This is a genomic window from Sporosarcina sp. Marseille-Q4943, from assembly GCF_943736995.1.
Taxonomy (GTDB): Bacteria; Bacillota; Bacilli; order Bacillales_A; family Planococcaceae; genus Sporosarcina.
This window is the reverse complement of record NZ_OX031157.1, coordinates 1,919,579-1,938,157: the sequence shown is the minus strand read 5'-3', so window position 1 is coordinate 1,938,157 and position 18,579 is coordinate 1,919,579. Positions and strand designations below refer to the sequence as shown.

The 18,579-nt window shown below is 49.0% G+C and carries 13 protein-coding genes, 1 tRNA gene, 3 rRNA genes and 1 other RNA gene; 3 read left to right on the top strand and 15 right to left on the bottom strand.

Annotated features, from left to right (window positions below):
- The 3 genes from NIT04_RS18740 to NIT04_RS18730 form a co-directional block, all read right to left on the bottom strand.
- On the bottom strand, nt 1–933 hold the full coding sequence (locus NIT04_RS18740; protein WP_252505003.1) for an ABC transporter ATP-binding protein: 933 nt from the start codon (nt 931–933) through the stop codon (nt 1–3).
- A gap of 130 nt (nt 934–1,063) precedes the next feature.
- The gene (locus NIT04_RS18735; protein WP_252505002.1) at nt 1,064–1,717 is read right to left on the bottom strand and encodes a response regulator transcription factor; all 654 of its coding nucleotides are present in this window, start codon (nt 1,715–1,717) and stop codon (nt 1,064–1,066) included.
- Complete coding sequence (locus tag NIT04_RS18730; protein ID WP_252505001.1) at nt 1,714–2,922, bottom strand: sensor histidine kinase; 1,209 nt, start codon at nt 2,920–2,922, stop codon at nt 1,714–1,716. Before NIT04_RS18730 ends, NIT04_RS18735 begins: the two co-directional genes overlap by 4 nt.
- A 361-nt stretch (nt 2,923–3,283) precedes the next feature.
- Between NIT04_RS18730 and NIT04_RS18725 the strand changes: the two genes are divergently transcribed.
- Nucleotides 3,284–3,784 carry a DUF4871 domain-containing protein gene (locus tag NIT04_RS18725; RefSeq protein WP_252505000.1) on the top strand — a complete coding sequence of 167 codons (501 nt, stop codon included), beginning with the start codon at nt 3,284–3,286 and terminating at the stop codon, nt 3,782–3,784.
- Between the two features lie 294 nt (nt 3,785–4,078).
- On the opposite strand, the gene rrf is transcribed toward NIT04_RS18725, so the two are convergent.
- The 9 genes from rrf to ffs form a co-directional block, all read right to left on the bottom strand.
- A 5S ribosomal RNA gene (gene rrf, locus NIT04_RS18720) occupies nt 4,079–4,194 on the bottom strand.
- 87 nt (nt 4,195–4,281) lie between these two features.
- A 23S ribosomal RNA gene (locus tag NIT04_RS18715) occupies nt 4,282–7,215 on the bottom strand.
- 269 nt (nt 7,216–7,484) lie between these two features.
- Nucleotides 7,485–9,036: ribosomal RNA gene (locus NIT04_RS18710) — 16S ribosomal RNA — on the bottom strand.
- The 16S, 23S and 5S rRNA genes sit together here, the layout of an rRNA operon.
- Before the next feature lie 463 nt (nt 9,037–9,499).
- Nucleotides 9,500–9,763: a pro-sigmaK processing inhibitor BofA family protein gene (locus tag NIT04_RS18705; protein ID WP_252504999.1), complete on the bottom strand. Its 264-nt coding sequence runs from the start codon at nt 9,761–9,763 to the stop codon at nt 9,500–9,502.
- An 88-nt stretch (nt 9,764–9,851) separates the two neighbouring features.
- Nucleotides 9,852–10,070 carry a YaaL family protein gene (locus NIT04_RS18700; RefSeq protein WP_252504998.1) on the bottom strand — a complete coding sequence of 73 codons (219 nt, stop codon included), beginning with the start codon at nt 10,068–10,070 and terminating at the stop codon, nt 9,852–9,854.
- 14 nt (nt 10,071–10,084) lie between these two features.
- Entirely contained in the window at nt 10,085–10,681 is a 597-nt protein-coding gene (gene recR / locus NIT04_RS18695) for a recombination mediator RecR (protein ID WP_060204770.1), read from the bottom strand.
- A gap of 11 nt (nt 10,682–10,692) precedes the next feature.
- A complete protein-coding gene (locus NIT04_RS18690) occupies nt 10,693–11,013 on the bottom strand; it encodes a YbaB/EbfC family nucleoid-associated protein (RefSeq protein WP_239433651.1) in 321 nt (106 codons plus the stop codon).
- Nucleotides 11,014–11,036: 23 nt separating this feature from the next.
- Nucleotides 11,037–12,803: a DNA polymerase III subunit gamma/tau gene (dnaX, locus tag NIT04_RS18685; protein ID WP_252504997.1), complete on the bottom strand. Its 1,767-nt coding sequence runs from the start codon at nt 12,801–12,803 to the stop codon at nt 11,037–11,039.
- Nucleotides 12,804–12,964: 161 nt separating this feature from the next.
- Nucleotides 12,965–13,233: signal recognition particle sRNA large type (gene ffs / locus NIT04_RS18680), an RNA gene on the bottom strand.
- A gap of 358 nt (nt 13,234–13,591) precedes the next feature.
- Between ffs and NIT04_RS18675 the strand changes: the two genes are divergently transcribed.
- Nucleotides 13,592–13,684: transfer RNA gene (locus NIT04_RS18675), tRNA-Ser, on the top strand.
- A gap of 100 nt (nt 13,685–13,784) precedes the next feature.
- Here NIT04_RS18675 and thrB read toward each other — a convergent pair.
- From thrB to NIT04_RS18660, 3 genes are read right to left on the bottom strand one after another with little or no spacing between them, the layout of a single operon-like run.
- Complete coding sequence (gene thrB, locus NIT04_RS18670; protein WP_252504996.1) at nt 13,785–14,681, bottom strand: homoserine kinase; 897 nt, start codon at nt 14,679–14,681, stop codon at nt 13,785–13,787.
- Nucleotides 14,681–15,739, bottom strand: coding sequence for a threonine synthase (gene thrC, locus NIT04_RS18665; RefSeq protein ID WP_252504995.1), 1,059 nt, complete (start codon nt 15,737–15,739; stop codon nt 14,681–14,683). The genes thrB and thrC overlap by 1 nt, the downstream gene beginning before the upstream one ends.
- Nucleotides 15,736–17,034, bottom strand: a complete 1,299-nt coding sequence (locus tag NIT04_RS18660) for a homoserine dehydrogenase (RefSeq protein ID WP_252504994.1) — start codon at nt 17,032–17,034, stop codon at nt 15,736–15,738. Before NIT04_RS18660 ends, thrC begins: the two co-directional genes overlap by 4 nt.
- Nucleotides 17,035–17,191: 157 nt before the next feature.
- On the opposite strand from NIT04_RS18660, the gene NIT04_RS18655 reads away from it, so the two are divergent.
- Nucleotides 17,192–18,559 carry an aspartate kinase gene (locus NIT04_RS18655; RefSeq protein ID WP_252504993.1) on the top strand — a complete coding sequence of 456 codons (1,368 nt, stop codon included), beginning with the start codon at nt 17,192–17,194 and terminating at the stop codon, nt 18,557–18,559.
- Nucleotides 18,560–18,579 lie beyond the last annotated feature (20 nt).

Below are 18,579 nucleotides of genomic sequence, written 5' to 3'. Positions count from 1 at the left end.
CTATTCACGTAATGTCCGTCCCGTCAATTGGAGGAATAACGTCTCCAAATTGGATTCCGCGAGCTGCATATTGTGTATTTGTATATTCAATCGGCTTGCAAGCCCGATAACAGCCGACAGCAATTCCGTCTCGGATTCCATATGCAGGTGGATTTCACCGTCGGGCTTCGTGATGACCTTTTCAATCCCGTCCAACGTCTTCAGCTTTTCAATGAATGAGGTTTCCGCTGATTCGACCGCCAGCTTCAGCACGCTTCCTCCTGCCAATCGATTGGCCAGATCTTTCTTCGTTCCGCTTGCAATCAGTTTCCCCTCGTCGATAATGGCGATCCGCCTGCAAAGGTACTCCACTTCTTCCATGTAGTGACTCGTATAGATGACCGTCAACCCTTGTTCGTTCAATCGTTTGACCGTTTCCAAAATGTGATTTCGGGATTGGGGGTCGATGCCCACTGTCGGTTCATCCATAATGAGCAGCTGCGGTTCGTGCATGAGTGCCGCCCCAATATTAATCCTCCGCTTCATTCCGCCCGAAAAGGTTTCAATCCTATCCTTTGCGCGCTCCGTGAGCCCGACGGTTTCCAACACTTCCTCCGCACGCACTTTCGCTTTTTTGCCGGATAGACCGTACATCTTCCCCCAGAACATGAGATTTTCGAGCGCCGACATCGTTGGGTAAAGTGCAATGTCTTGAGGAACCATGCCGATGAGCTGTTTAATCTCCCGTAAATGCTTGCCAACGAGCTTTCCGCCTATCCGTATTTCACCGCCACTCGATGGAATCAGTCCGCAAATCATCGAAATCAGCGTTGACTTCCCAGCACCATTCGGACCGAGCAACCCGAATGATTCTCCTTCCCTTACTTCAAGCGAAATTCCTCTAATCACCTCTTTTGATTGATAGCTCTTTTTCACGTCCGCAACTGTAAGCATGACAGCCCCTCCTTACTCTCATCTTACGTTTTAGCCATTTTTCTTTCATCGAGCGTGCGATAGATTTTCGGACATAAAAAAAACGACACCAATGTGCCGTTTTGCATAGTGTGTTATGAAATAAGTGGTATTAAAAAATTGTAATGCCGTACCGTACGGCAAATATGGCTGCCTGTGTACGGTCACGGAGCCCGAGCTTTTGAATGACGTTGGAGACATGGTTTTTGACCGTCCCTTCTGTAATGAACAACGTGTCGGCAATTTCCTTATTGTTCAACCCTTGCCCTAAATGCATGAGAACCTCCCTTTCCCGATCCGACAGCTCCCCTAGTTCGTCCGGAAATTCAGCAGGCTTATCATGGCTTTTCATCCGTAGCTCCGGCAACACTTGTGACGTAAACTCTTTCGGAAGCACGACACCGCCATGATGGACGGTCAGGATGGCTTGAGCGATCGTATCCGTCGGCATATCCTTCAACAAATATCCGCTCGCCCCTTCCCCGAGCGCATCGAACACAAATGCACTGTCATTGAACGTCGTCAATATTAATACTTTCACATCTGGCAGCCTTTCCTTGATCAACTTCGTCCCTTCAACCCCATTTGTTTTAGGCATCCGTATATCCATTAACACGATATCCGGGTGAAGCAGCAACGCTTTATTCAATGCATCTGTCCCATCCTCGGCCATCCCGACGACTTCTATTCCGGGCCGCAAGCCAAGCAATGTGCCGAGCCCTTCACGTACCAGAGGCTGGTCGTCGACAATCATGATTTTTATCATACCGACACCCCCACTTCTTCCTGTTCGATTGGAAAGGTGATATAGATCCTAAAACCTTCCCCTTCCTCGCTTCGAATTGCAAATGAGCCCCCATGCTCCGCAACCCGTTCCTTCATGTTGATCAAACCGAAATTCGGATGAATATTCTTCTGTCCAATACCATCGTCCTTAATCGTTAGACGGATTTCAGTATTTTCTACTTGAATATCCACTAGGCAAACACCGGCATTCCCGTGCTTCTTCGCATTCGTCAACCCTTCCTGGACAACCCGTTTAATCGTCGGTTGCAAGGGCGAGGGAATGGCGGAAGAATCACTGTTCAATGATAGACTCGTTTCCATTTGCGTCATGGCAGAAAACTCATCCAGCAGCTCCTGTAGAACTTCGTGAAATGACATTCCCCGACCATCCTCTTTCAATGTCCTGACAGACACCCGCAGCTCATGAAGGGAATCGCGCGTCAACTGCTCACAGACAGCAATCACTTCTTTCGCTTTTCCTGCATCCCTCTCTGCCATTTCATGGGCCACCTGCAGCTGGACAACGAGTGCCGTCATTTTATGGCCAACTGTATCGTGTATTTCCCTAGCAATTTCATTTCTCTCCCGAATGACCGTCAACTGCTCAACTTGCTCCGCATACTCCCGCAACTGCTTGTGCACAGCCTGCAAAGCTTCATGAGATTCATTCAACTGCCCATATTGAACAGATATCGTCTCTTTTGCATTACGGAAATTCCGGATGAGGCTTCCGACAAAAGCACCGTAAAAGACGAACATCCCATTCACGATATTGCTCGAAAGTGAAAATACGCTCGTTTGCGCATAGATTTGTAAACTAATTATGACCCATACGGCAAAGAACAACCCTGAAAGAAGTCCAAGAAGCTTTTTATTTTCATACATTAAGAATACAGTCGTAGACAGAACGCCAAAAAAGATCAAATACAAATAACCGCTCTCCGGAAATAAAAAACCGAATCCGGAAATCATAATGAAGTCAACGGAAGAGCATACCACCCTGACATTCATGCGAACATTTGACATCTGAATGAAATGGCTAACAATAAAAACGGGAATGGCAAAAATAATATAAATCGTTCGGAAATCCCCGTCGGCTTCCACCATCTGCAGAAAATAACCGCTTAAAATGACAAGCATCAAAACCCTGACTAACGAAAATAAAAACAAAGAGAAACTTTTCATCCCCACTCCCCCATTCTCTCTGCAAAGACCAAGATAGTAATACGTCCCATCAATGCACCCCTTCAGTGTCTATTATCCTAATCATGAACTACTCATAGTCTTTAAGCAATAGCGACAAGATAAGTCTCTAAGAGAGGTTTTTTATTGTGATGGTAGGATAATTTCCTTTATAAACGGACGAAAAACACTTGTTAGCGATCTAAAAACGCATAAATTTTAATTTTTACTCATAAATCAAATTAGAAACGCATAAATCTAAATAAAATCTCATAAATCAATATAAACGCGCATAAATAAACAATTAATGTTTGAAAGTTGGTACAATTAATAGTGCAAGAGAATCTGTGAAGGAGGGATTTTTTTGAATTACAAGCCATGGGGGTTCATTGTTTTAAGCATGCTTATTCTACTCATCGGCTGCTCCGCAAATGAATCAGTTGAAAGCGAGTTCATTTTTCCTGAAGATACACCAGACTTTGTAGCAGTGGGTGATTTAGAGAAAATCGATTGGGATAAAAAAGCCGTTACATTCAACCGCAATATTATTGGAAATGAAAATAAATCAGGTGTGATTGGTGCCGATATGCCAAGCATCAATACAAAACAAAAGTGGATGTGGCATCTTTGGGGGATTGAAGATCCTTGGGCAACCAATCTAACGGTCGTCGGCCTCCATAGAGATACTGGCACTGTCCATCCAGTCTTAACATCAGGTTGGACGACAGGTCTTGCAGGACCGAATAACGGAGCAGATGCACACGCCCCTTCCAACGTACACATTCCTAAGGCAGGGGAATGGGCTATATTGCTTTATACTAATGCAGAATTATTTGATGTATTGATCTATGAAATTAATGAATGATAGGTGCGCTTCCTTTGGCAGAGGACGATTTTTAGAAGAGATATGAGGGCTTTCTTAGGGTGTGGAACGGGTCTCTTTGGACGTGGAATGGCTTACTTTGGGCGCGGAGTCATGCCCTTTGGACGTAGGACTGCTGCTTTGGACGTGAAGCGGTACTGTTTGGACGCGGGTGGGCTTGCTTTGGACGCGGCACACTGCCCCTTTGGACGCGGAAAAGCACCGAGTCCCATACTAAACAATATAGAGCTGGTTTTTTAAACACAAAAAAACCACCCCCCACAGGGGATGGCCTTTGCCCGGCGACGTCCTACTCTCACAGGGGGAAGCCCCCTACTACCATCGGCGCTGAAGAGCTTAACTTCCGTGTTCGGTATGGGAACGGGTGTGACCTCTTCGCCTTCGTCACCAGACTATGTATGAACGATGCTTGTTCGTTCAAAACTAGATAAAACCAACATTGTCGCTGAACGTCAAGTTCAACCGTACTTAAATAACTTAAGGTTAAGTCCTCGATCGATTAGTATCCGTCAGCTGCACGTGTCGCCACGCTTCCACCCCGGACCTATCCACCTCATCTTCTTTGAGGGATCTTACTTACAAATGTAATGGGAAATCTCATCTTGAGGGGGGCTTCATGCTTAGATGCTTTCAGCATTTATCCCGTCCACACATAGCTACCCAGCGATGCCTTTGGCAAGACAACTGGTACACCAGCGGTGTGTCCATCCCGGTCCTCTCGTACTAAGGACAGCTCCTCTCAAATTTCCTGCGCCCGCGACGGATAGGGACCGAACTGTCTCACGACGTTCTGAACCCAGCTCGCGTACCGCTTTAATGGGCGAACAGCCCAACCCTTGGGACCGACTACAGCCCCAGGATGCGATGAGCCGACATCGAGGTGCCAAACCTCCCCGTCGATGTGGACTCTTGGGGGAGATAAGCCTGTTATCCCCGGGGTAGCTTTTATCCGTTGAGCGATGGCCCTTCCATGCGGAACCACCGGATCACTAAGCCCGTCTTTCGACCCTGCTCGACTTGTAGGTCTCGCAGTCAAGCTCCCTTATGCCTTTGCACTCTACGAATGATGTCCAACCATTCTGAGGGAACCTTTGGGCGCCTCCGTTACACTTTAGGAGGCGACCGCCCCAGTCAAACTGCCCACCTGACACTGTCTCCTGCCCGGATCACGGGCAAGGGTTAGAAGTCCAATACAGCCAGGGTAGTATCCCACCATTGCCTCCTCCGAAGCTGGCGCTCCGGATTCCAAGGCTCCTACCTATCCTGTACAGGCTGCACCGGAATTCAATATCAGGCTACAGTAAAGCTCCACGGGGTCTTTCCGTCCTGTCGCGGGTAATGCGCATCTTCACGCATATTATAATTTCACCGAGTCTCTCGTTGAGACAGTGCCCAGATCGTTACGCCTTTCGTGCGGGTCGGAACTTACCCGACAAGGAATTTCGCTACCTTAGGACCGTTATAGTTACGGCCGCCGTTTACTGGGGCTTCAATTCGAAGCTTCGCTTGCGCTGACCTCTCCTCTTAACCTTCCAGCACCGGGCAGGCGTCAGCCCCTATACGTCACCTTACGGTTTTGCAGAGACCTGTGTTTTTGCTAAACAGTCGCCTGGGCCTATTCACTGCGGCTCTCTCGGGCTTTAACACCCTACCAGAGCACCCCTTCTCCCGAAGTTACGGGGTCATTTTGCCGAGTTCCTTAACGAGAGTTCTCTCGATCACCTTAGGATTCTCTCCTCGCCTACCTGTGTCGGTTTGCGGTACGGGCACCTCCCGCCTCGCTAGAGGCTTTTCTTGGCAGTGTGAAATCAGGGACTCCGGGGATAATTCCCCTTGCCATCACAGCTCAATGTTATAGGAACGGGATTTGCCTCGTTCCACACCTCACTGCTTGGACGCGCATGACCAACAGCGCGCTCACCCTATCCTTCTGCGTCCCCCCATTGCTGATAACGGCGGGGAGGTGGTACAGGAATATCAACCTGTTATCCATCGTCTACGCCTTTCGGCCTCGACTTAGGTCCCGACTAACCCTGAGCGGACGAGCCTTCCTCAGGAAACCTTAGGCATTCGGTGGAAGGGATTCTCACCCTTCTTTCGCTACTCATACCGGCATTCTCACTTCCAAGCGCTCCACCAGTCCTTACGGTCTAGCTTCGACGCCCTTGGAACGCTCTCCTACCACTGACACCATAGGTGTCAATCCGCAGTTTCGGTGATCCGTTTAGCCCCGGTACATTTTCGGCGCAGCGCCACTCGACCAGTGAGCTATTACGCACTCTTTAAATGGTGGCTGCTTCTAAGCCAACATCCTGGTTGTCTGGGCAGCGCCACATCCTTTTCCACTTAACGGATACTTGGGGACCTTAACTGGCGGTCTGGGCTGTTTCCCTCTCGACTACGGATCTTATCACCCGCAGTCTGACTCCCAAACATAAATCATCGGCATTCGGAGTTTGTCTGAATTCGGTAACCCGGGATGGGCCCCTAGTCCAAACAGTGCTCTACCTCCGAGATTCTTTCGTTTGAGGCTAGCCCTAAAGCTATTTCGGAGAGAACCAGCTATCTCCAGGTTCGATTGGAATTTCACCGCTACCCACACCTCATCCCCGCACTTTTCAACGTACGTGGGTTCGGGCCTCCAGTAAGTGTTACCTTACCTTCACCCTGGACATGGGTAGATCACCTGGTTTCGGGTCTACGACCCCATACTCATTCGCCCTATTCAGACTCGCTTTCGCTGCGGCTCCGCATTCGCTGCTTAACCTTGCATGGAATCGTAACTCGCCGGTTCATTCTACAAAAGGCACGCCATCACCCATTAACGGGCTCTGACAACTTGTAGGCACACGGTTTCAGGTTCTTTTTCACTCCCCTTCCGGGGTGCTTTTCACCTTTCCCTCACGGTACTGGTTCACTATCGGTCACTAGGGAGTATTTAGCCTTGGGAGATGGTCCTCCCGGATTCCGACGGAATTTCACGTGTTCTGCCGTACTCAGGATCCACTCTGGAGGGGTCGGACTTTCGACTACGGGGCTATTACCCGCTATGGCGGACCTTTCCAGGCCTCTTCGTCTAATCCGCCCCTTTGTAACTCCGTATAGAGTGTCCTACAACCCCAGGAAGCAAGCTTCCTGGTTTGGGCTCTTCCCGTTTCGCTCGCCGCTACTAAGGGAATCGATGTTTCTTTCTCTTCCTCCGGGTACTTAGATGTTTCAGTTCTCCGGGTGTGCCTCGTTCACGCTATGTATTCACGTGAACGTACTGCCCCATTACGGGCAGTGGGTTTCCCCATTCGGAAATCTTCGGATCACAGCTTACTTACAGCTCCCCGAAGCATATCGGTGTTAGTGCCGTCCTTCATAGGCTCCTAGTGCCAAGGCATCCGCCGTGCGCCCTTTCTAACTTAACCTTTATACGGCTTTCGACACATTAAATGCGTCTTGAGACCGTTGGTTGACTACCATTGTATAGCGATATACGTTGGCAATCGTTAAAAAAGTATCGTTCAATCACTACGTGATCGACTCGGTTGATTACTTGATGTTTTGTTGCTTCAATGTCGTTTTATCCAGTTTTCAAAGAACAAGTTTTGAAGTCATCATGAAAGATGAACCTTCAAAACTGAACGCAAAACGTCAACGTATGAACCCTAGGTTCATATTCCGTAATTATCCTTAGAAAGGAGGTGATCCAGCCGCACCTTCCGATACGGCTACCTTGTTACGACTTCACCCCAATCATCTGTCCCACCTTCGGCGGCTGGCTCCCGTAAGGGTTACCCCACCGACTTCGGGTGTTACAAACTCTCGTGGTGTGACGGGCGGTGTGTACAAGACCCGGGAACGTATTCACCGTGGCATGCTGATCCACGATTACTAGCGATTCCGGCTTCATGCAGGCGAGTTGCAGCCTGCAATCCGAACTGGGAACGGTTTTATGGGATTGGCTCCCCCTCGCGGGTTTGCAACCCTTTGTACCGTCCATTGTAGCACGTGTGTAGCCCAGGTCATAAGGGGCATGATGATTTGACGTCATCCCCACCTTCCTCCGGTTTGTCACCGGCAGTCACCTTAGAGTGCCCAACTGAATGCTGGCAACTAAGATCAAGGGTTGCGCTCGTTGCGGGACTTAACCCAACATCTCACGACACGAGCTGACGACAACCATGCACCACCTGTCACCGCTGTCCCCGAAGGGAAAGGCGTATCTCTACACCGGTCAGCGGGATGTCAAGACCTGGTAAGGTTCTTCGCGTTGCTTCGAATTAAACCACATGCTCCACCGCTTGTGCGGGTCCCCGTCAATTCCTTTGAGTTTCAGCCTTGCGGCCGTACTCCCCAGGCGGAGTGCTTAATGCGTTAGCTGCAGCACTAAGGGGCGGAAACCCCCTAACACTTAGCACTCATCGTTTACGGCGTGGACTACCAGGGTATCTAATCCTGTTTGCTCCCCACGCTTTCGCGCCTCAGCGTCAGTTACAGACCAGAAAGCCGCCTTCGCCACTGGTGTTCCTCCACATCTCTACGCATTTCACCGCTACACGTGGAATTCCGCTTTCCTCTTCTGTACTCAAGTCCTCCAGTTTCCAATGACCCTCCACGGTTGAGCCGTGGGCTTTCACATCAGACTTAAAGGACCGCCTGCGCGCGCTTTACGCCCAATAATTCCGGACAACGCTTGCCACCTACGTATTACCGCGGCTGCTGGCACGTAGTTAGCCGTGGCTTTCTGACGAGGTACCGTCAAGGTACGGGCAGTTACTCCCGTACTTGTTCTTCCCTCGCAACAGAGCTTTACGATCCGAAAACCTTCTTCGCTCACGCGGCGTTGCTCCATCAGACTTTCGTCCATTGTGGAAGATTCCCTACTGCTGCCTCCCGTAGGAGTCTGGGCCGTGTCTCAGTCCCAGTGTGGCCGATCACCCTCTCAGGTCGGCTACGCATCGTCGCCTTGGTAGGCCATTACCCCACCAACTAGCTAATGCGCCGCGGGCCCATCCTGCAGTGACAGCCGAAACCGTCTTTCAGAGTTCCTCCATGCGGAGGAACTGATTATTCGGTATTAGCCCCGGTTTCCCGGAGTTATCCCCATCTGCAGGGCAGGTTGCCCACGTGTTACTCACCCGTCCGCCGCTAATATCAGGGAGCAAGCTCCCGTCAATTCGCTCGACTTGCATGTATTAGGCACGCCGCCAGCGTTCGTCCTGAGCCAGGATCAAACTCTCCATAATAGAGAAATTCGAGTAGCTCGAGTTTCTTGCTGGCATCATTTAAGATGTCAATTTTGAATCCGAAGATTCGTTTGTTCCTTTCACCGACGGAGTCGGCTCCAGAACTTTATTTGTTGACGTTTTGCTGTTCAGTTTTCAAGGTTCATTTGTTTCAGTGTTCACTGCCTCTCTCAGAAGCAACTCTTATATAATACCATGCTTACAATTCCGATGTCAACAACTTTTTCAAAAAAGTTTTTAGCTGTTTCGAAGTAGTTATTTACTTACCGGAGTTGCAACGTTTATTACTATACCAGCTTGTCTTTTTGATTGCAATACCCTTTTAAGAAGACAATTTCTTTCGATTATCTAGACTTATTCACTAATTGTCTTTTACTTTTATAATAGAAGGTAATACATGTTTATGCCTACTTCTTCATTTCCAAAATAAAAAAATGCCCCTTCTATATAGAAGAGACATTCATTATAGAAAAACTGCGAACGCGAATAATGCGGCAAAGCCCGGGATACCCAATATGGCTAAGAGGATCCCCGATGCGATATTCACCGGAAAATAGATGCCTACGAACCCGCCAACAATGTTCAAGATGAAGAGTGCGAGAAACGCGAATGCCAAGCGGAACCAAAATACGGATAGACGCTCGGACAATTTCTTGATCTGTTTTTTATCCATCATCAATAGAAAGAGTAGAATGACCCCGATGATGGCGATGCCGATAATTTTCATGGAAAGCGCCCCTTTCGACTAATAGTCCACTCTATGCGCTTCCCTTAAAAATTATCACGTTCCTTCTCAACTCGTGCTTCGCCGGCGTTCATTCGCGCTCTATACGGAGCCTGCGTTCTTTCGCTTCTTTAAATAGATGAAAATACTTGCTTTCAGCGATTTTCCTGCGTGCACTCACTTCTTCATTATAATCATGTGAGTATCTCTCAATTTCCCTCGCCCGCTCCCACTCTTCCTTCATTTCAATAAGCAAGTTGTAAAGCTGGGCATCAAATTCCCTTTTTAATTTTCTCTTTCGGCCAAACATGGGACGTTGACCTCCTATAATTCCCTGCGTCCTTCAAGTGCTTTCGATAATGTCACTTCATCCGCATATTCAAGATCTCCTCCGACAGGAAGGCCGTGCGCAATTCTCGTAGTCGTTATACCCGACGGTTTTACTAGTCTGGAAATGTACATCGCCGTTGCTTCCCCTTCAATAGTCGGGTTCGTCGCCAATATCAATTCTTCCACTTCTTCATCCTGAAGGCGTGTCAATAAGGAAGGGACATTGATATCCTCGGGACCGACGCCGTCCATTGGGGAGATTGCGCCATGCAGGACATGGTACATTCCGTTGTAATCACGCATCTTTTCCATCGCAATGACATCTTTCGGATCCTGGACGACGCAAATCATCGACCGGTCACGAGATTGGTCCTGGCAGATCTGACACGGATCTATATCGGTTATATGCCCGCAGACCGAGCAGAAACGCAAATTCCGCTTTGCATCGACTAGCGCTTTGGCAAAGTCGAGCACTGTGTCTTCTTTCATACTTAATACAAAAAACGCCAGTCGGCCCGCTGTTTTCGGGCCGATGCCTGGCAGTTTCATGAAACTATCAATCAGTTTCGATATCGGTTCAGGATAATGCATGTTTTTTCCTCCTAGAACATTCCAGGCAGGTTCAATCCTTTCGTGAATTGCCCCATTGTGGAGTTCGTTAGTTCTTCAGCTTGCTTCATCGCTTCATTCGTAGCGATCACCACAAGGTCCTGTAGCATTTCCACATCTTCCGGATCGACGACGGATGGATCGATGACAACTTCAAGCACTTCTTTATGGCCTGAAACGACGACTTTCACCATGCCGCCTCCCGCTGTTCCTTCTAGGCGCTTTTCACCAAGCTCTTCTTGGGCTTCCGCCATTTTCTTTTGCATTTTCTGCATTTGTTTCATCATGCCTTGCATATTTCCCATACCACGCATAGTGATTTCCTCCTCAATTTTGATTAATCATCATGTACTTGTATGAATTCCTTGCCAAACATTCTTTCAGCTTCCGCAACGATCGGATCATCGTTCAACTGCTCGGCTTCCTCAACGAATGTAGGAATCTCCTCAGTACCTTCTTTTCCCTCGCCGGCACCCTCTTCCGTACCGTCCTGTTGCTTCGTCAAACCATTGTTCCGGATGAACTCCTCCCTGACTTTCAGCCAGCCGTCCTCCGGTACATATACGACATCATACGCTTTGCCGGTTCGTGTGCGAAGGGCTTCTGAAAGGCCTGACCTGAGCGAAGAATTTTCCGAAGCCATCAAGCAATGAATTTCATACTTGAATTTTAACACAAAAGCATTGTCGGATGCCGCTACAGGTTCAGTTTCTTCAAGGAGCGCCGAATGGGATCTTTGCAACGTCTGCATCATCGACGCCCATTCTTCCCGAATCACTTGGATATCTTGACGGGTTGCGCCCTTCAGTACTTCATTTATCTTTCCGGTCGGTATTCTGAACGACTGTGATGATTTCGAAGCGTTTCTCTTCGGCTGTGCGGCAGCCGGGGCACCATCCGCAGGACGTATACCATTTGCGAGTTGCTGCTGTAGGTCGGCAATGACACGCTCCAGACTTTCCACCTTTTGAGCGAGATGCGGATCGGCCGCTTGATTGCCCCCAGCTTGTACAGCAGGTCCCTTCAGATGAATCATTTTCAGCAATGCCGATTCAACATACACTTTCGCATGATTTGAAAAGCGCATTTCCTGCTGCGTCTTCGAAAGGATATCTATGAATGAATATAGGGTTTCCGGTTCGAATGCATTCGACATGGATACGAATCGTTCATCCCCTGAAATCAATTCAAGCAGCTCGGTCAAATCCGGTGCTGTCCTTAATAGAAGGAGATCCCTGAAGAACGTTATGAGGTCCTCCGCCAAACGCGAGACATCCTTACCCTCGGCGATGAGTTGATCGAGCAGCGTCAGTGCAGCAGCTGCGTCTTTCGAGAGCAGCGCTTCCGCCAGTTGGTAGAATATATCTTCCCCGATCGATCCTGTGACGAGCAGTGCACTTTCCGCTGTCAAACGATCACCGCTGAAGGATACAACTTGGTCGAGCATGCTGAGCGCATCGCGCATTCCGCCTGAGGCAGCCTGTGCAATGACCTTCAATGCTCCTTCATCCGCATCGATTTCCGCATCGTCCAATACCTGTCTCATCCGATCGACGATTTCAGCTGACGTGATCGGCTTGAAATCGAAACGCTGACAGCGGGAAATGATGGTTAACGGAAGCTTATGGGGCTCTGTCGTCGCTAATATGAATACCGCATGCGGCGGCGGTTCTTCCAACGTCTTTAAAAGGGCGTTGAACGCTGAATTGGATAACATATGCACTTCATCGATAATATAGACTTTGAAGCGAGCATTCGATGGGGCAAATCGGACTTTCTCGATAATGTCCCTGATCTCCTCGACACGTGAGTTCGAAGCGGCGTCAAATTCGATGACATCTGTGTTCGACCCTTCCGTCACACTTATGCATGTCGGGCATTCATTGCACGGCTCACTCGCCGGACCGTTCTCGCAATTCAATGCCTTTGCAAAAACCTTCGCGGCACTCGTTTTCCCCGTCCCCCTCGGTCCTGAAAAAAGATACGCATGGGACGTCTTATTGTGCAGCAAGGCGTTTTGCAAAGTTTGCTTGACGTGTCGCTGACCGGACATTTCGCTGAAGGACTGCGGTCGGTAGACACGATAAAAAGCCTGATAAACCACCATTCCCCCTCCTTTCCTTTTCGATGAAATAGTTCTTTTATTATAGCATAATTGGATGGAATAGACCTTATCTTAAAGTTACTACTAACTTCGGTATCCGCCGTTATAAGTATAAAAAAACCCGCCCGGTAAACGGACGAGTTGAATTTGCATATGTAATGCCGTGCACCTTCCTTCGACTGCCGCACATAAGCGTTACTCCTGTCGACAGCTCAGCCTAGGCTGCCCCGCGGCACATGAGAAATACCACTTAATGCTGCTTCCTTCCGGACCTGACATGGTTCATGGGTTCCCATTGCGCAGGACCCAGACGTCAACACTACGTGCAAGAGGCAGGCCCTACATGCGGAAACAGCCTCGGGAAAGGAATTCAGTCTTGCTAGAGCGGATTGCAAGTTACAGGGCACCGCTACCTCCCCACCTAGCACGGCTCTATTAGTATACATGATTTCGAGGATAAAATCAACCCACCCCCTTTTAAATGCAAAAGGCATAAGGCGAAGATTTTCTCGTTGTCCGTGAAAGAGTTCTCAATCCTGGAAGAAAAGTTATCTATTATAGACATAGAGTTCTCGTTCTTAAGTGAAAAGTTCTCTTTCATCGTGATTATGTCTCATTACCCGTGCAAAAGTTCTCGTTTACGACGAAAGAGTTCTCATTCCTTGCGAAGGATTTCTCCCGTCAGCATTTCAAGTGACAGACTTCTATGAATAAACTTAATAAAAAGAGCGGGAGATAAGTAGTTGACACTTTATGTTGAATTATGATAAATTATGTTTTGTTGATACGGAGGAATACCCAAGCCCGGCTGAAGGGATCGGTCTTGAAAACCGACAGGGGTGTTAAAGCCCGCGGGGGTTCGAATCCCTCTTCCTCCGCCATTCATTTTAAAATAGCGCATAAGTTGGAGATAGAAATCCGTTTACGGACATTCATCTGAAACATTTCAAAACGCCCAACCGGCATTCCGGTTGGGCGTTTTTATTTTTGTATCTTTGCGCCTGAGTCGGCTGGTTGCAGGGCGAATCCATCATAGTACGGAAATTTCCGCTTCAGTTTCTCCGCTACTTCCTCTTCTGTACCTTCCTTCACAGCTACGAATAAAGATGGGCCAGCGCCGCTGATCGTCATGCCATAGGCGCCAATTTCATTGCAATAAGCACGGATTCCATCAAATTCCGGAAATAGCTTTTTGCGGTACGGCTCATGGAAAACATCTTTTTCCATCATTCGGCCCGCCAGTTCCCAGTCACCGATAGCCATTGCCGTTGTCATCATGCTGCTGGCCGCACTGCCTGCGACCGCTTCCGAATGCGGCAGCTCTTTCGGAAGAAGGCCTCTTGATTCCTCCGTGCCGAGCGCCTTCGGAGGCACGAGGACAACTGTACCGATAGCGGGACGAGGCAAATGGATGATTTCCAATTCCCCCTCAGTGAAGTAAGTAACCGTTATACCCCCAAGCAATGCTGCAGTCACATTGTCCGAATGACCTTCCAGTTCACTCCCGATTCGCGCTTTCTCGAGTGGCTGCAAGTCCAGTCCGAGAAGCGTATCGGCAATGACGATGCCGGCAGCGATGGCGGTCGCACTGCTGCCTAGGCCCTTGCCAAGAGGGATGTCGGAAGAGACTTTCAATGAATGGGGGGCGGCTGCTTTCCCGAAACGTTCCGCCACTTCCTGGACCGTCCGGACGATCAAATTATCCGGACCCGTCGTCAATTTTGCGTATTCATCCCCTTCATATAACACAGACCATGTATCAGCAGGTGTAACGGATACGGTCATATATAAGGAGAGCGCCATTCCGACGCTGTCATACCCGGGTCCCAAATTCGCCGTCGTGGCCGGGACGACGACTGTAAATAATGGTTCTTCCATCAGTTCGGGGCCCCTTTCAATTCATTTAAAAAGGCATCGAACTGCTCCCGGGAGAGGAATGGCTGCCCTTCATTCACATGGATGGCCGTTTCCGGATCCTTCAGGCCGTTTCCTGTCAGCACACCGACAATCGTCGTCCCTTTCTCAATCAGTCCGGCATCGAGACGTTTCTTAATGCCTGCAATTGTCGCGCATGAAGCGGGCTCTGCGAAAATGCCGTCCGTCGAAGCCAATAGACGGTATGCCTCCAAAATCTCCTCATCTGTTGCGGAAAGAATCGCTCCGTCTGACTCTTCAAGCGCTGCCGTTGCCAAGTTCCAACTTGCGGGATTCCCGATCCGGATAGCAGTCGCGACCGTTTCAGGCTCTTCGAATACGCGGTCATAGACGATCGGAGCTGCACCATCCGCCTGTACCCCTAACAACTTCGGTGTGCCGGATCCTTTCTTTTCGTCATATTCCTTGAAGCCTTTCCAAGCGGCGGAGATATTCCCTGCATTCCCGACAGGCAATGCAAAGATATCCGGCACTTTCCCTAATTGCTCGATCGTTTCAAATGCAATTGTCTTTTGGCCTTCCAACCGGTAAGGATTCACTGAATTGACGAGGGCGATTTTTCCTTCTCCAGCTTCACGCACCATGCGCAGCGCTTCGTCGAAATTCCCTTCGATTGCCACAATTTCCGCGCCGTACATTTTTGCCTGCGCCAATTTCCCGAGCGCGATCCGTCCTTCCGGGATAACGACAATTGTCCGCATGCCTGCGCGTGCGCCGTATGCCGCTGCAGAAGCGGATGTATTGCCCGTGGAGGCACAGATGAGCGCGGTCTTCCCTTCCTCTTTCGCTTTAGCGACGGCCATTACCATGCCGCGATCCTTGAAAGAGCCTGTCGGGTTTGTCCCTTCGGTTTTGACGTACAGGTTGACGCCCCATTGTTCGGAGAGGTTTTTCAAATGGATGAGCGGTGTGTTCCCTTCCTGCAATGTGAGTTCCGGCGTTTTGTCGGTTACCGGAAGCCATTCTTTATATTCTTCGATCAATCCATTCCATCTTCTCATCTGCTTTCGCCCTCCACTCGGTAGTAGCTAACAACGCCGTTCACTTCCGGTGTGTTATGCAATTCATTCATGATGTCCAAATGCTGTTGCCTTGAAGTGTTGTGTGTAATCATGATCAAGTCGACGCCACCATTGTTGTCCCCTTCATGCTGGACGACGGTAGCTAGGCTTGCCCCATGTTTGCTGTAGATCGATGCCAATTTCGTCAGTACGCCCACTTCGTCTTTTACGGAAATCCGATGGAAGTAGCGACCGATGATTTGATTGTTGTCTTTCACTTTATATGCAAATTGCGGCGAATGGAGCCTCTTCCCATTTACGCCTAGCAATAAATTGCGGCACGCTGCGACGACGTCTCCTGTGACCGAAGTAGCTGTCGGCAACGAGCCCGCCCCAGGTCCGTAGAACATCGTCTCTCCGACTGTGTCCCCGTATACATAGACCGCATTGAATTCATTATTCACGGAGGCAAGCGGATGCGAATTTTGGATGAATACCGGTTCAACGGAGATTTCAATTCCATCTTCATCCTTTTTCGCAGATCCCGCCATCTTCACGGTGAAGCCGAACTGCTCCGCCAATTCAAGGTCGCCATCCTGGATATCCTTCATCCCTCTCACAAAAACGTCTTCCAAACGGACTTCTGTTGAAAATGCGAGTGACGCAAGAATCGCCATTTTCCTTGCCGCATCGATGCCGTCGACGTCCGCTGACGGGTCGGCTTCCGCATATCCGAGTTCCGTCGCTTCTGCCAATGCCTCTTCATACGTTTTCTTTTCATGTTTCATTTTCGTCAAAATAAAATTCGTTGTTCCATTCACAATGCCTGTCAGCGCCCTGATCCGGTCGGAAGCAAGTCCATCTTCAAGCGTCCGGATGAGCGGGATGCCTCCCCCGACGCTCGCTTCATAAAACAGGTCGCATTTATGTTCATCCGCCAATTTCAATAGTTCATGGCCGAATTGTGCCATGACGTCCTTATTCGCCGTCACGACTCCTTTGCCCGCACGAAGCGACTTTTCAATCGCCTGTTTCGCTTCGCTTGTCCCACCGATCACTTCCACAATGATGTCGATCGCAGGATCTTCAATCACTTCATCCAGATCTGTTGTGAAAATATCCGATGACAGTTCCGTATCTCTTTTCTTCGTAGCATCTTTCACGAGAACTTTTTTTATTTTTACAGGAACGCCTAATTTATGGCTCAAGTCATCTTGGTGCCGATGCAGGATTTCAGCTACACCGCCGCCTACGACACCGAATCCGAGTAAACCGATATTAATTTCATTTATCATATTTGACGATTCTCCTCACTATATGTACACTATGAAAAAACAATCGTTCTCCGCATAAGGACATTATAGAGAAATAAACTTTCAATAACAACCCCATTTATGTTAAAGTTCAAGATATCATGAATTGTAATATTATTAAAGAATGGATTTGATAAATATGAAAGTATGTAAATTCGGTGGCACATCTGTTGCGACAGCCGAGCAAATTAGAAAAGTAGTCGATATTGTAACTTCTGACAGTGACCGTAAAATCGTTGTTGTTTCAGCACCCGGAAAACGCTACTCGGATGACATTAAAGTGACAGACCTCCTCATCCGGCTTGGGGAGAAGGCTTTGGCGAATGAAAATGCGGAAAGCGATCTGCTGGAAGTGATCGATCGGTACCGCTCGATTGCTGAAAACCTTGGCCTCGAGGGCACGATCATTGAGGAGATCGAGCTCGATTTACGCGACCGTCTTTCCCGTAATAAAGAGGATTCCCTCCTGTTCATGGATACGATGAAAGCGGCGGGCGAGGATAATAATGCAAAACTGATAGCTGCGTATTTTCAATATATCGGTGTTGAGGCGAAGTATGTCTGCCCTAGGGAGGGTGGATTGCTCGTAAACAATCGGCCGGAGCGCGTTCGGGCATTGCCTGAGGGGGATGAACGACTCGCCAAATTGCGAGATGAACCGGGTATTATTGTTTTCCCAGGGTTTTTCGGCTACACGGAAGACGGAACACTCCGTACATTCAATCGGGGCGGCTCGGATATTACTGGCTCGATCATTGCAGCTGCTGTAAAAGCAGATCTATACGAAAACTTTACGGATGTCGATTCGGTCTTCGCTGCCAATCCGACTGTCATCGAAAACCCTGTCGCCATCGAAAAAATGACATACCGCGAAATGCGGGAGCTAGCGTACGCGGGATTCTCCGTTTTCCATGACGAGGCGCTCATCCCGGCTTTCCGGAAATCAATCCCTGTCAGCATCAAAAACACGAACAATCCCGATGCACCAGGGACTTTGATCGTTAAAGAACGGGACTACAATGAGCAACAAGTGATTGGAATTGCTGCGGACAGCGGATTCACCGCCATTTACGTCGACAAATATTTAATGAACTTGGAGATCGGCTTCGGCCGCAGGCTCCTGCAAATTTTCGAGGAAGAGGGAATTTCGTACGAGCATACGCCGTCCGGCATCGACAACCTCTCCATTATCATCCGCAGTCGTTTCATGACGAAGGAGAAGGAAGAGCGGATTGTGGAACGGATCCATAAAGAATTGGAACCGGATGCTGTCATCGTGGAGCATGATTACTCGATGATCGTACTCGTCGGGGAAGGCATGCAGTATACGACCGGATTAGCTGCTCGGGCTGCGACTGCCATTGCGAGAAGCGGCACCAACATTGAGATGATCAACCAAGGATCATCGGAAGTGAGCCTCGTCTTCGGGGTGAAAGTGAAGGACGAAACGAAGAGTTTGAAAGAGTTATATAACGAGTTTTTCGTAAAATCATATGTACAGTCATGAAAAAAGGGACACGCTACGTG

What these genes read in the sequence shown, in the direction of transcription:
- NIT04_RS18740 (WP_252505003.1), bottom strand. Translation starts at nt 933, where the DNA reads ATGCTTACAGTTGCGGACGTGAAAAAGAGCTATCAATCAAAAGAGGTG.
- NIT04_RS18735 (WP_252505002.1), bottom strand. Translation starts at nt 1,717, where the DNA reads ATGATAAAAATCATGATTGTCGACGACCAGCCTCTGGTACGTGAAGGG.
- NIT04_RS18730 (WP_252505001.1), bottom strand. Translation starts at nt 2,922, where the DNA reads ATGAAAAGTTTCTCTTTGTTTTTATTTTCGTTAGTCAGGGTTTTGATG.
- NIT04_RS18705 (WP_252504999.1), bottom strand. Translation starts at nt 9,763, where the DNA reads ATGAAAATTATCGGCATCGCCATCATCGGGGTCATTCTACTCTTTCTA.
- NIT04_RS18700 (WP_252504998.1), bottom strand. Translation starts at nt 10,070, where the DNA reads ATGTTTGGCCGAAAGAGAAAATTAAAAAGGGAATTTGATGCCCAGCTT.
- recR (WP_060204770.1), bottom strand. Translation starts at nt 10,681, where the DNA reads ATGCATTATCCTGAACCGATATCGAAACTGATTGATAGTTTCATGAAA.
- NIT04_RS18690 (WP_239433651.1), bottom strand. Translation starts at nt 11,013, where the DNA reads ATGCGTGGTATGGGAAATATGCAAGGCATGATGAAACAAATGCAGAAA.
- thrB (WP_252504996.1), bottom strand. Translation starts at nt 14,681, where the DNA reads ATGGAAGAACCATTATTTACAGTCGTCGTCCCGGCCACGACGGCGAAT.
- thrC (WP_252504995.1), bottom strand. Translation starts at nt 15,739, where the DNA reads ATGAGAAGATGGAATGGATTGATCGAAGAATATAAAGAATGGCTTCCG.
- NIT04_RS18660 (WP_252504994.1), bottom strand. Translation starts at nt 17,034, where the DNA reads ATGATAAATGAAATTAATATCGGTTTACTCGGATTCGGTGTCGTAGGC.
- NIT04_RS18655 (WP_252504993.1), top strand. Translation starts at nt 17,192, where the DNA reads ATGAAAGTATGTAAATTCGGTGGCACATCTGTTGCGACAGCCGAGCAA.